At 69.1% G+C, this 12,583-nt stretch carries 12 protein-coding genes; 6 read left to right on the forward strand and 6 right to left on the reverse strand.

Features of this window, described 5'->3' with window-relative positions:
- The first annotated feature begins 77 nt into the window (after positions 1-77).
- Positions 78-1,577 carry a peptidoglycan-binding protein gene (locus MGN01_RS00355; protein WP_147044584.1) on the forward strand — a complete coding sequence of 500 codons (1,500 nt, stop codon included), beginning with the start codon at positions 78-80 and terminating at the stop codon, positions 1,575-1,577.
- Positions 1,577-2,503, forward strand: coding sequence for an oxidoreductase (locus tag MGN01_RS00360; protein ID WP_147044585.1), 927 nt, complete (start codon positions 1,577-1,579; stop codon positions 2,501-2,503). The genes MGN01_RS00355 and MGN01_RS00360 overlap by 1 nt, the downstream gene beginning before the upstream one ends.
- A gap of 61 nt (positions 2,504-2,564) precedes the next feature.
- Here MGN01_RS00360 and grpE read toward each other — a convergent pair whose 3' ends face one another.
- Together grpE and MGN01_RS00370 are read right to left on the reverse strand one after the other, a co-directional pair.
- A complete protein-coding gene (gene grpE / locus MGN01_RS00365) occupies positions 2,565-3,158 on the reverse strand; it encodes a nucleotide exchange factor GrpE (protein WP_373319154.1) in 594 nt (197 codons plus the stop codon).
- An 85-nt stretch (positions 3,159-3,243) separates the two neighbouring features.
- Entirely contained in the window at positions 3,244-6,030 is a 2,787-nt protein-coding gene (locus tag MGN01_RS00370) for a [protein-PII] uridylyltransferase (RefSeq protein WP_147044587.1), read from the reverse strand.
- 191 nt (positions 6,031-6,221) lie between these two features.
- Here MGN01_RS00370 and MGN01_RS00375 point away from each other — a divergent pair, with 191 nt between their 5' ends.
- Positions 6,222-7,196: an aliphatic sulfonate ABC transporter substrate-binding protein gene (locus MGN01_RS00375; RefSeq protein WP_147044588.1), complete on the forward strand. Its 975-nt coding sequence runs from the start codon at positions 6,222-6,224 to the stop codon at positions 7,194-7,196.
- A 127-nt stretch (positions 7,197-7,323) separates the two neighbouring features.
- Positions 7,324-8,082, forward strand: coding sequence for an ABC transporter permease (locus MGN01_RS00380; protein ID WP_238257694.1), 759 nt, complete (start codon positions 7,324-7,326; stop codon positions 8,080-8,082).
- Positions 8,083-8,150: 68 nt separating this feature from the next.
- Here the strand turns inward: MGN01_RS00380 and MGN01_RS00385 are convergent, their stop codons facing one another.
- Positions 8,151-8,435, reverse strand: coding sequence for a hypothetical protein (locus MGN01_RS00385; protein WP_147044589.1), 285 nt, complete (start codon positions 8,433-8,435; stop codon positions 8,151-8,153).
- A gap of 128 nt (positions 8,436-8,563) precedes the next feature.
- Here MGN01_RS00385 and MGN01_RS00390 point away from each other — a divergent pair, with 128 nt between their 5' ends.
- Both MGN01_RS00390 and MGN01_RS00395 read left to right on the forward strand, forming a co-directional pair.
- On the forward strand, positions 8,564-9,349 hold the full coding sequence (locus MGN01_RS00390; RefSeq protein ID WP_147044590.1) for an ABC transporter ATP-binding protein: 786 nt from the start codon (positions 8,564-8,566) through the stop codon (positions 9,347-9,349).
- A gap of 248 nt (positions 9,350-9,597) precedes the next feature.
- Complete coding sequence (locus MGN01_RS00395) at positions 9,598-10,107, forward strand: OsmC family protein (RefSeq protein WP_147044591.1); 510 nt, start codon at positions 9,598-9,600, stop codon at positions 10,105-10,107.
- A gap of 55 nt (positions 10,108-10,162) precedes the next feature.
- On the opposite strand, the gene MGN01_RS00400 is transcribed toward MGN01_RS00395, so the two are convergent.
- The 3 genes from MGN01_RS00400 to MGN01_RS00410 all read right to left on the reverse strand — a co-directional run bounded on the left by MGN01_RS00400 (position 10,163) and on the right by MGN01_RS00410 (position 12,583).
- The gene (locus tag MGN01_RS00400; RefSeq protein ID WP_147044592.1) at positions 10,163-11,182 is read right to left on the reverse strand and encodes a hypothetical protein; all 1,020 of its coding nucleotides are present in this window, start codon (positions 11,180-11,182) and stop codon (positions 10,163-10,165) included.
- 73 nt (positions 11,183-11,255) lie between these two features.
- The gene (locus MGN01_RS00405; RefSeq protein ID WP_147044593.1) at positions 11,256-11,957 is read right to left on the reverse strand and encodes an alpha-ketoglutarate-dependent dioxygenase AlkB family protein; all 702 of its coding nucleotides are present in this window, start codon (positions 11,955-11,957) and stop codon (positions 11,256-11,258) included.
- The gene (locus tag MGN01_RS00410; RefSeq protein WP_147044594.1) at positions 11,954-12,583 is read right to left on the reverse strand and encodes a 2,3-bisphosphoglycerate-dependent phosphoglycerate mutase; all 630 of its coding nucleotides are present in this window, start codon (positions 12,581-12,583) and stop codon (positions 11,954-11,956) included. Before MGN01_RS00410 ends, MGN01_RS00405 begins: the two co-directional genes overlap by 4 nt.

Here is a 12,583-nt window from a genome sequence, read left to right on the forward strand (position 1 = left end):
TCTTCGCATCGAAAGCTGTCTGCGATCCGTGTGCTGGCATACGCGACTCGGCCGGCGCGATCGGCAACCATGGGGAGATGATGATCCCACTCGCTCGCCTGTTCGCCCTCGGTTGCCTCCTGTCCCTGGCGCACGCGGCGCAGGCGCAGGCTCCCTCACCGTTCCCGCCGTCGGCGCGGCCACCCGCGCCCCCTCTGGTCAAGCCGAAGCCGCCGGCCCCGCCGCAAGCGGCGGCCGATCCGGCCTATGCTGCCTCGCAGACTGCCTTCGAGGCGCTGCCCGAGCCCCTGCGCAGGGCGATCCAAGACGCGTTGGTCTGGACCGGCGACTACAACGCAGTGACCGCCGGCACCTTCGGACGCCGTACCTACGAAGGCATAGTTGCCTGGCAGAAGCGCCAGGGCCTGGAACCCACCGGGGTCCTCAATGCCAAGGAACGCGCCGCCCTCGACGCTGCGGGCGACGCGGCGCGCAAGGCGCTCCGCTTCACCGTCCAGGCCGACCCAGCGAGCGGCGCCGTGATCGGCGTGCCGGAAAAGCTGCTCGCGAAAAAGAGCTCGCTCCCGCGCGGCACGCGCTGGCAGAGCGCCGACGGCCGGGTGACGCTCGACGCGACTTCCTACCCCGCCGGTGCCACCGATCTCGATGGTTTGTTCGAGCGGGCGACGGCGGCCACACCCGAGCGGAAGGTCACCTACAAGCTGAAGAAACCAGACTTCCTGGTGGTGACGGGTGAGACGCCGACGGGCCGATTCTACATCCGGCACGCGGCCGGCCCGCAGGGCATCCGCAGCTTTACCATGGCCTACGACAAGGCGCTGACCGCGGAGCTCGATCGTCTCGTGATCGCGGTGGCCAACAGCTTTCTGCCGTTCCCCGAGGCTGCGCCGGCGCCGGAGAGTAAGCCCGGGGCGACCGCAAATCCCTATGCCGGCGGCGTGCGGCCGGCCGCGAACCCAGCCGCGTCGTTCACTCCGCCGCCTATGCCCGGCTCCGCCTTGCACGCCGCAGCGACGGGCCTCGCCCTCGGCAACGGGCGTGTCCTCACCACTGTCGCAGCGCTTGATGGCTGCCCGGCTCCGCGCATCGGCGGCGCGCCAGCCCGGGTAGCCAAGCGGGACGCGTCAGGCCGCCTCGCCCTGCTCGAGGCCGAGGCACGCAACGCACCGGCCGCACCGCTGGCCGCGATCCGCGCCGAGGCTCCATCATCCGGAGAAGCCCTCGTCGTTGTCGCCGCAGGTGGGAAGGGCCAGGCAACGGTGGCGCCCGGCACGGCCGGCAGCGGCAGGGTGGTTGCGCCGCTCCAACCCGGCGCGAGCGGTGCGCCGGTTCTCGACCGATCCGGGCACCTCGTTGGCCTCGTCGCGCAAGTTCCCACCGCGCCCCGGCTCATTGCCGGTGTGATGCCCCCGGCGAGTTATGCCGTCATCCCTGGCAGTGCCATCGCGGCGTTCCTGGCACAGGCGGGCGTCAACGCTGCCGAGACACCGCCGAACACGGCTTCGGCTCCTGCGAGTCTCGGCGCCGCCGCCGCTCCGGTGCTCGGCGCCGTCTTCGGCATCGAGTGCGGGCGGTAGTGCCGAAGCAAGCCTGGAGCAGCGCCGACATCCCGTCCCAGCACGGTCGGCTCGCGATCGTGACGGGTGCCACCAGCGGGATCGGCTACGAGGCCGCCCTGGCGCTGGCCGGGGCTGGGGCGACAGTCGTGCTGGCGGCGCGGGATCAGGGCAAGGCAGAGCGCGCGGCCTCCGCGATCCGCCGTGTTCATCCGGTCGCCGATCTGGAGATCGCTCGTCTCGACACTGCGAGCCTGTCCTCCGTGCGAGCCTTCGCCGAGCGCCTGCGGGGGCAGGGGAGGCCGATCGATATTCTGCTGCTGAATGCCGGCATCGCCTGGTTACCCAAGCGGCAGGAGAGCGAGGATGGCTTCGAGTTACAGCTCGCCACGAACTATCTTGGCCATTTCGCCCTGGCCGGCCTGCTGCTGCCGATGATGCGGCCGGGGTCGAGCTCGCGGATCGTTCCCGTCGCGAGCATCGCCCACCAGCGCGGATCGCTCCATTTCGACGATCTGCAACTCCATGATTACGCGGCACGAACCGCCTACCGGCAGTCGAAGCTCGCGATGCTGATGTTCGGGCTCGAGCTCGATCGGCGGCTGCGCGCCTCCGGCTCGGAGATCCGCGCGGTCGCGGCGCATCCCGGCATCACGCGCACCGCGATTGTCCGGTTCGGCGGAGCCGCCGGGCCGATGCAGCGGCTGATGGGGGAGCTCGTGATGATCCTGCTCGGCCAGTCCGCCGCGCGCGGAGCGCTGCCGCTGCTCTACGCGGCGACTGCGCCGGAAGCCGCCGGCGGTAGCTATCACGGCCCGGCCGGGCGTGGGGAGATGAGGGGCGCGCCCGCACCGTCGGTCATCGCCGCTCATGCGCGCGACGAGGCCGATGCGCGCCGGCTCTGGGCAGAGTCGGAAGCGCTGACGAAGGTCCGCTGGCCGTTGTGAGACGGCACCAAGCCGCCTCCGTCGTGGCTCCGTTACGCTTGCAGTGACGGGCGCTTGATCCTTACGCGGCGTCGACCGGCTTGTCCTTGGCGGCTTCCGGTTTCGGGCCGCCCTTCGAAACGCCGACCAAGGCGGGGCGCAGCGTGCGTTCGCCGATGACGTAGCCGGTCTGGACGACCTGGACGACCGTACCGTTGGGGACCTGCGTATCCGGCACCTCGAACATCGCTTGGTGGCGGTTCGGGTCGAAGCGCTGGCCCATGGGCTCGACCACCTTCACGCCGTGGCGCTCGAGCGTCTTGGCGAGGTCGCGCTCGGTCAGCTCGATACCTTCGATGAGCCCCTTGAGTGCCCCATCAGCATGCTCACGCGCCTCTGCGGGCACGCTCTCCAACGCGCGACGGATGTTGTCGGCCGAGCCGACAATATCGCGCGCGAAATTGGTGACGGCGTAGGTGCGGGCATCGGCTGCCTCGCGCTCGGTGCGGCGGCGTAGGTTCTCCATCTCGGCCAGCGTGCGCAGCAGGCGATCCTTCATCTCGTCGCGTTCGCGCAGGGCGGTCGCCAGCGTCTCGGCATCAACCGTGGCCGGTGCGGGCTGCGAGGCAGTCTCGGCCTCGTTGTGCTGATCCTCGTACTCGTTCTGGTCTGCCATCATCGCCGTTCGTCAGTCGACATTATCGTTTTGGGAACGGCGCTGATATCAGGCGCAGGCCCCATGAAATCAAGTTTCGCGGCACTCAGGCCTCGCGCGGCGGCGGCGAGTCGACCAGCGCATCGAGGCCTTCGGCCCTCAGCGCCGCCACGTCCCCGGCAAACACCTCCATCACGGCGTTGCGGATCGCGGCAAGCCGGTCGGGTTGCACCACGCGCGTGCCGGTGAGGTCGACCACGTAGAACACGTCAACTGCCCGCTCGCCGAAGGTGGCGATATGCGCCGAGACGATGTTCAGATTGAGCCGGTTGATCGCGGTGGTCAGCTCGTAGAGCAGGCCGGGCCGGTCCAGCCCGGTGATCTCGATCACCGTCTCGCGGCTCGACAGGGCGTTATCGATGGAGATGTCCGGCGGCACCAGGAAGGTCTTGGGCGGCTGCTTCGGGTGCCTGTCCGCCACCAGCTCGGCGATCTTGATCTCGCCCTTGAGCGCCTTCTCGATCGCGGCTGCGATGCGCTTGGCGCGGCGCAGCTCGTCCTCGTCGCGCTCGAAGGCGCGGGAGATAAAGATCGTGTCGAGGGCGAAGCCGTCGGTGGTGGTGAAGATCTGCGCGTCGACGATGTTACCGCCGGCCGCCGCGCAGGCGCCGGTGATAATCGCGAGCAGCCGCGGATGGTCGGGCGAATAGACCGTCAGCTCGGTGACGCCGCGGAACACGTCGGTCTCGTAGGCGGTCGCCGAGGTGCGCCCCTGTTCGTTGACCGACTTGATGAAGCCGGCATTTTTGAACTGGCGCGTGCCGTCCACCTTCAGCCAGTAGGCCTGGTTGTGGCGCAGGGCATAGGCGTCGAATTCCTCCGGGGCCCAGTCGGTGAGGCGCTCGCGCAACGCAATCTGGATCATCTTGACCCGGTCTGTGCGGGCGATCTCCGAGTGTCCGCCCGAGAGATGCACCTCGGTCTCGTCGTAGAGGGTGCGCAGCAGCGTGCCCTTCCAGGCCGTCCAGGTGCCCGGCCCCACCGCCTTGATGTCGGCGACTGTGAGGATCAGGAGCAGCTTCAACCGCTCCAGACTCTGCACGACGGTGGCGAACTTCTCGATGGTTTTCGGGTCCGAGAGATCGCGGCTCTGGGCGACCATCGACATCAGCAGGTGGTGTTCGACGAGCCAGGCTACTGTGTTGGTCTCGGCCTGTGTCAGGCCGAAACGGGGTCCGATCTTCCTGGCGATGGCCGCGCCGGCGATCGAGTGATCCTCCGGCCGCCCTTTGGCGATGTCGTGCAGCAGCACCGCGACGTACAGCGCCCGGCGGTTCTGGATCGTGCCGATCAGGCGGGTCGCGAGGGGGTGCTCGTCCTCCAGCCGCCCGGCCTCAATGGCCGAGAGCACACCCAGCGTGCGCAGCAGATGCTCGTCCACCGTGAAGTGGTGGTACATGTTGAACTGCATCATCGCGACGATGCGCCGGAAATCCGGCACGAACCGGCCGAGCACGCCCGCCTCGTTCATCGCGCGGAGGATCGTCTCCGGCGCGTTGGCCGAGGTCAGGATGTCGAGGAAGAGCCGGTTGGCCTCCGGATCGGTGCGCACAGCCTGGGAGACCAGCCGCAGCGAGCGGCTGGCCAGGCGCTTGGCATCCGGGTGGATCGGCAGGTTGTAGCGATCGGCAAGCCAGAATAGCCGGATCAGGTTGATCGGGTCGCGCTCGAAGGCGCCCTCGCTTCGCGTATTGACCCGGCCGTTGTCGATCAGGAAATCCTCGGCCTCCATCGTCGTCGCCCGAAAGCGATCGCGAAAACGTCCGATCCAGCGGTCGAGGACCGGCGTGCGCTTGGCGTGGCGCGCCTCCAGCTCCGAGCAGACGATGGCCGTGAGGTCGCCGACTTCCTTCGCGACGAGGAAATAGGCCTTCATGAAGCGCTCGACGCCCGAGAGGCCACCCCGCCCTCCGAAGCCGAAGCGCTCGGCGATCTTAGGCTGGAGCCCGAAGGATAGGCGCTCCTCGGCGCGGCCGGTGACGAAGTGCATGTGACAGCGGACACGCCACAGGAACTCGTCGCAGCGTTCGAACAGCTTGTATTCCTCGGCCGTGAACAAGCCGGCATTCACCAGCTCCACTTGGTCGCGGACCCGGTAGGTGTATTTCGCGATCCAGAACAACGTGTTGAGGTCGCGCAGGCCGCCCTTGCCGTCCTTGACGTTGGGCTCGACGAGGTAGCGAGACGAGCCCGCCTTGGCCACGCGGCCGTCGCGTTCGCGCAGCTTCGCATCAACGAACTCGGCGGCGGTGCCTACCACCAGCTCGCTGTCGAAGCGCGTGACCAGCTGCTCGAACAGCATGCGCGAGCCGAACAGGAAGCGCGCTTCGAGAAGGGCGGTGCGGATCGTCATATCCGCGCGACCCTCGCGCAGGCACTCCTCCACGGAGCGGGTGGCGTGGCCGACCTTCAGCTTGAGGTCCCAAAGCACGTAGAGCATCGCCTCGACGACGCTCTCGGACCAGGCCGTCTGCTTGTAGGGCAGGAGGAACAGCAGATCGATGTCCGAGCCGGGCGCCATCGTGCCCCTGCCGTAGCCGCCGGTGGCGACGATCGCGAGCTGCTCGCCGGTCGACGGGTTGTCGTTCGGATAGAGCCGCCAGACCACCGCATCGAAAATGGCCTTCACGACCAGGTCGGTCAGCCGCGAGATGCGCTGGGCGCAAGCGACGCCGTTGCGATCCTTGAGGAGCTGGCGCTCGGCATCCTTGTGCCCGGCATCAATGATAGTGCGCAGTTCGGGAACCAGGGCTGCGCGAAGCCGGGTCGGCTCGCGCGCGTCCCGGTCGAGTGATTCCAGGACCTTGTCGAGGGCGGCCGCAGCGTCAAACATGCTGCTCCCGTTAGCATGTTCCGGGCCGCGCGACAGCGGCGCCGGGAGACGGAGTATTTCGTCTACCAAGGCGGAAAGTTGAAGAGCTTTGTTCTCTTTCGCGGATTTTCGTTTGACGAGGCGAACGCCCTTGACTTAGCGGTCGAAAATTCCGCCGCGGCCACGCCGTTCTCGATCCTTCGGAGCCCTTCATGCTCGCCCGTCGCACCGTTCTCTCGGCCCTCACCGGCGCCCTCGCCCTGCTCGGTCTGACGACCGCGCCTCAGGCCGCCGACGTGAAGGAGATCCGGCTCGACTGGGCGACCTACAATCCGGTCAGCCTCGTCCTCAAGGACAAGGGCTTCCTGGAGGAGGCGCTCAAGGACAAGGGCATCAAGGTGCGCTGGGTGCAGTCGCTCGGCTCCAACAAGGCGCTGGAATTCCTGAACGGGGGGGCGATCGACTTCGGCTCCTCCGCAGGTGCCGCTGCATTGCTGGCGCGGATCAATGGCAACCCGATCAAGGTGGTCTACGCCTATTCGCAGCCGGAATGGACCGCGCTCGTGACCCGCAAGGACACCGGCATCGCCAGCGTCGCCGACCTCAAGGGCAAGCGGGTTGCGGTCACCCGCGGCACCGATCCCCACATCTTCCTGATCCGCGCGCTGCAGGGCGCTGGCTTGACCGAGAAGGATGCCAAGCTCGTCCTCCTGCAGCATCCCGACGGCCGCACGGCGCTCGATCGCGGCGACGTCGACGCCTGGGCCGGGCTCGACCCGATGATGGCCGCCGCCGAGATCGAGAACGACGACGTGCTGTTCTTCCGTGACCCGGCCGCCAACACCTGGGGCGTGCTCGACGTGCGCGAGGCCTTCGCCAAGGAGCATCCGGATCTCGTGAAGACCGTGATTGCCGCCTACGAGCAGGCCCGCGCCTATTCCCGTGCCAATCCGGAGGCCCTCAAGGCCGCCCTCGTCAGCGCCACCAAGCTGCCCGATCCGGTGATTGCCCGTCAGCTCGAGCGCACCGACCTCACCAAGCCGGCCGTCGGCCCCACCCAAGCCGATGCCATCCGTGCGGCCGGTATAGCCTTGCAGCAGGCTGGCGTGATACCGGCGACCACCGACGTCGCCGCTGCCGTCGACGGGCTGATCGACACGCAGTTCAACCCGACGCCGGCTCCCTAACATTTCCACGAGTTCTTGGGTTCGAGCCTTGGCTGCCGAGGGAAACATCTCCGCCGCGCTGCTCGCACCCGAGGCGCCCTCGACGGCGAACACAAACCAGGCCTCGGGCGGCGGCAGCGGAGCCGCGCTGCGCTGGTTGCTCGGTCTTGCTGTGCCGCTCGTCCTGGCTGTGGGCTGGGAACTTGCCGTCGGCCGCGGTCTCGTACAGGGCCGGCTGATCCCGCCGCCGAGCCGGATCGCCGCAACTCTCTGGGAACTCGCTGCCTCGGGCGATCTTTGGACGCATGTCGAGGCGACGCTGATCCGTGTCGGCCTCGGCTTCGCCTTTGGCGCGGGCGCCGGCATCCTCGCCGGCACGGCAACAGCGACATTGCCCTGGCTGCGCTGGTTGATCGATCCGACACTTCAGGCCCTGCGCGCCGTGCCCTCGCTCGCCTGGGTGCCGCTCTTCATTCTGTGGTTCGGCATCCTTGAAACGCCGAAGGTTGCTCTCATCGCGGTCGGCGTGTTCTTCCCGGTCTATGTCGGCGTCGCTGGCGCCATCGCCTCGGTCGACCGCAAGCTCGTCGAGGTGGGCCGCATCTTCCGCCTGTCGCAGGCGGCGCTCGCCCGCCGCATTCTGCTCCCGGCCGTGCTGCCGGCGACGCTGACGGCCCTGCGCACGGGCCTCGGCCTCGGCTTCCTGTTCGTCGTCGCCGCCGAACTGATGGGGGCCTCGGAGGGGCTCGGCTACCTGCTGGTGGACGGCCAGCAATTCGGCAAGCCCGACCAGATCGTCGCCGCGATCATCGCCTTCGCCGTCGTCGGCAAGCTCGCGGACTCGCTGCTCGTTGCTCTCACAGGCCCGCTGGTACGCTGGCAGGACACGGCGCGGGAGACGCTCTGAGAGCCTGTTGGGCAAGCGGCCTGCCACCACCAACCTCAGCCTGAGGAGTGTGGACGGCTCCAGGCGCCTTACCCCTTCGCCCGCAGCCTCACCCGCACGCCCCCGTCCCGCAGCGGCAGCAGGCAGGCGGCGGGGACGACGCTGAGGATCGCCGCGCTCGGGCAGGCAGCCCGGCAGTTCAGTGCGGCGTCGATCTGGTTGCCGCCGCAGCCATCGGCGAAGCAGAACTGGCCGAGGTCCTCGCAGGTCGCGAGGAAGCGGCCGGTCCTCGCGCCTTGCTCGCGCAGGTCCGCGGCGGAGGCGGAGCCGGCGAGGAAAGCCGACAGCAGGAGGCCTCGAAGAATCACGGTCACGGCCCGAATCCGGCAGAGAGACGCTGCCCTGTAGCACCGGGCAGGCGCCGCCCCTATGGCCCGCCGGAGACACGGCAGCCGGGAATCCCCTGCGCGGCGGGCGCGAGCCATGCTATCGGGGCACGGCCATGCTCAGCCTCGATACCCTCTCCAAGACCTATGCCGACGGCACGCACGCCCTCGACCGGATCGACCTGCAGGTCGAGGCGGGCGAGATCGTTGCGCTGATCGGCGGTTCAGGCTGCGGCAAAACCACGTTGCTGCGCCTCATCGCCGGGCTCGACACGCCGAGCATGGGCCGGATCACCCTCGACGGCGAGGCCATCGCCGGGCCGCATCCCGGGGTCGGGCTGGTGTTCCAGGAGCCGCGGCTGCTGCCCTGGCTCAGCGTCGCCGACAATGTCGGCTTCGGCCTCGCCGACCGGCCGCGGCGGGAGCGGCAGGAGCGCGTCGCCCACGCACTCGACAGGGTTGGGCTCTCCGAGCACGGCCACCGCTGGCCGCGCGAGCTCTCCGGCGGCCAGCAGCAGCGCGTCTCGATCGCGCGCGCCTTCGTGGCGAGCCCGCGCGTGCTGCTCCTCGACGAGCCGTTCTCGGCGCTCGACGCCTTCACCCGCAAGGATCTGCACAGGCACTTGCTTGCCCTCTGGGAGGAGGTGCGTCCGACGGTGCTCATCGTCACCCACGACGTCGGCGAGGCGGTGACGCTGGCCGACCGCGCCGTGGTGATGCGCCCCAAGCCCGGCCGCCTCGACGAGGCCCTGGCGCTGCCGATGGCGCGTCCCCGTGACCCGACCTCACCGGGCAGCGAGGCTGCGACCCGCAACATCCTCGCGGCGCTCGACCGCTCCCTGCGCCCGATCGAGACGCGGCCGAAAGTCGTGGAGGCTTTCGCGGGCGGCGGTTCGTTTTAACGGAAAATGTTCCACCCGTGGGACGGTTGTCCCGCCTGTCCCAGGCCGTCCCACGGCCTCTTCCTGTGCGCCGGGAGAAGCTTCGTCTTTTCCGAGGGGCAGTCGATCGGTTGATATGGCGTTGCCCCGGGCGTTCCGCACCGCCCGGTTGAGCGTGGAGGCGAGTAGCGATTCGAGCCGGGTGCAGTTGTGCCGCCGGGCGCGCCCGGCTACCTCGCTCCCGATTGCCCGATCGAGGAGAGTGCCGAATGGATGCCAATGCGCTGCGCGAGATGCAGGCCCCGCTCAAGAACAAGTATCGCGAGACGCCGGATTCGGCGGTGATCACGCTCAAGGCCAAGGGCACCCTCGACGACACCTCCATCGCCTGCAAGGTCGAGACCGGCCGCGCGCTGGCGGTGGCAGGCCTGCATCCGGCCACCGGCGGCTCGGGCCTGGAGCTGTGCTCCGGCGACATGCTGCTCGAAGCCCTCGTCGCCTGCGCCGGCGTGACGGTGAAGGCCGTGGCCACCGCCCTCGAAATCCCACTGCGCGCCGGCACGGTGAGCGCCGAGGGTGATCTCGACTTCCGCGGCACGCTCGGTGTCGACAAGACGGCGCCGGTCGGCTTCCGCGCCATCCGTCTCACCTTCGCCCTCGACACCGACGCGCCCCAGGACAAGCTCGACCAGCTTCTCAAGCTCACCGAGCGCTACTGCGTCGTGTTCCAGACGTTGAACAATAAGCCCGAGCTGGCGGTGACGCAGACCAAGGCCTGATGGCTCTCCTCCCGTCGCAGGGAGGCTTTGGCGGCGGGTGTGAGGACGGCCAAGCTCAGCGCAGCTGCACGCTGTCCACCACCTGCCGGAACAGGGCCAGCGTCTCGTCGCGCTGGTCCGCGCGCACCACGCCGAGCGAGCGCAGGTAGCCGTCGGGGGCGAAGCGGATCGTCTGGGTGATCACCACGGCCTGGCCGGTGGGGACATCGTTGGCGCGGGCCACGATCTCGTGCCAGTCGACGCCATTCTGGCGGTAGCTCTGCGAGCGCTCGATCACGAAGTCCTTCATGGTCTGGTTCGAGTAGAGCGCCGCGCGGGCGAAAGCCTCCCGCTGCTCGGCCGTCGGCGGCTGCTGAACGGCCTGGGCCAGGACCAGGATCGGCTGCTCCAGATTGACCGGCTGATCCTTCGGGCCACGGGTCATCAGCAGCGAGTTGCCGGCGAGCGCCCGGATCGGCCGGAACCCGGCGAGATCGTTGATGCGGAAGGGCAGGGCATCGACCTGCTGATCGAGAGTCAGCGGCGGCCGCAGGGTCACGCCGAGCAGCATGCCCTTCATGGTCTCGTCGGTTTCCGCACCCGGCGTCATCTGCGCGACGACGAGGCCGGTGACGTCCGGGCCGTTCACGAGGAGCAGCCATTTCCGAACGGTCGGCAGGTCGGGCATGGCCGGCGCGGTGCCGTTGGCGCCATCGGCGGCCGGGGCTGGCGGCGGTGACTGGCCGCCGGCCAGCAGCACGCCTTCCAGGCCGCCGCTCACTTTGACCGCCTCGCGCGATTCCACCACGAAGCCCTGGCTCTTGAGATTCTCGTCGGTGAAGCTCTTCTCGATCTCCCCGTAGGCGCCGCCCGGCAGCTCGACCACCGAGACCATGGCGCCGCCCTCCAGGCGCTCGAAGCCCATGAAGCGCCGCGAGGGCGCCATGTCGGAGGGGGGCTGGAAGCCGAAGCGCGAGCTCGACGGAAAGACCGGCGTGTCGGCGCGCGCGCCCGCCGTGTCGAGGGGCGGGCAGGACAGGCCGGCGACAAGCAGGCCTAGGACGGCCAGACGGCTGAGGGCGGGACGCAACGGCATCGGGATCGTGTCTCCGGAAAGCCCGCACGGGCGGGCGCTCACCCGCGATGGGTCCGCCCGCATGCCATTGCTGTCAAGCGGTGGCCGGGCCGGGAGGCCGAGACACGCGGCGCAGCGTGAGGTTGCAGCGGCCGCCGGCAGGCAGGAAGCGCCGCAGGATCGCGTCGAGCCGGTCGCCCTCGCACCCGTGATCCTCGGCAAACAGCTGCGGCGGCTCGGCGATCAGGCGGTCGACGCCGTGGTGGATCAGCCGCGATGGGCCGCCCATCACGAGGGCGTCGCCACTGGCGAGGCGGATCGAGCGGGTCGGATCGCCGCGCTTCAGGCCGCCGTAGCGAAACAGCGCGGTCGCACCGAGCGACAGGGAGACCACGGGTGCGGCGAGGTCGTCCTCGTCCCGGTCCTGGTGCAGGCCCATGCGGGCACTCGCCTCGTAGAGGTTCACCAGGCAGGCCTCGGGCGGCGCGGGGTATCCGCCGAGTGCGTTCCAGGCCGCGAGCGCCGTCTCGGGGATCGCCGGCCAGGGTGTTCCCGTCTCGGGATGATGAGGCTGGTAGCGGTAACCGTCCCGGTCGGAGACCCAGCCGAGCTGCCCGCAATTCGTCATGCGTACCGAGAACGGCTTGCCGGTGCGCGGCATGCGCGGGGTGTAGGGCGGCGCGGCCTCGCAGACGGCCGTCAGCGCGGCACCGAGACGGACCCGCGCGTGCGCGTCGAGCCAACCCGGATAGTGGATCAGCCCCGGTGCCAGTTCGATGGGAGGTGCCCCGGTCAGTCGATGTCCTTGTCGAGGCTGGTCTTGGCCTCGACGGTCGCGTCGGCCTTGAGGTGGTAGACCAGTGGAACGCCGGTCGCGATCTCCAGGCCGGCGATGGTCTGCGTCGTCATGCCGTCGAGCACCATCACGAGGGCCCGCAGGGAATTGCCGTGCGCGGCCACGAGGACGCGCTTGCCGGCCAGCACCTTCGGCAGGATGGCCTGGATGTAGAAGGGCAGGACGCGGGCGACGGTGTCCTTGAGGCTCTCACCGCCGGGCGGTGGCACGTCATAGGACCGGCGCCACAGCCGAACCTGCTCATTGCCCCAGCGCTGCCGGGCATCGTCCTTGTTGAGGCCGGAGAGGTCGCCGTAATCGCGCTCGTTCAGGGCTTCGGTGCGGATCGTTTCGATGCCGGTCTGCCCCATCTCTTCGAGCATCAGAGCACAGGTGCGCTGGGCGCGGCCGAGATTGGACGTGTAGGCCAGGTCGAACTCGTAGCCCTGCTCCTTGAGCCAGCGGCCGGCAATGCGGGCTTCCTCGACGCCCTTTTCGGTCAGGCCGGGGTCGCGCCAGCCGGTGAACAGGTTCTTGAGGTTCCACTCGCTCTGGCCGTGGCGAGCGAGGACGAGCAGGCGCTCCAT

It is taken from the genome of Methylobacterium gnaphalii (assembly GCF_007992215.1).
GTDB classification, from domain to species: domain Bacteria; phylum Pseudomonadota; class Alphaproteobacteria; order Rhizobiales; family Beijerinckiaceae; genus Methylobacterium; species Methylobacterium gnaphalii.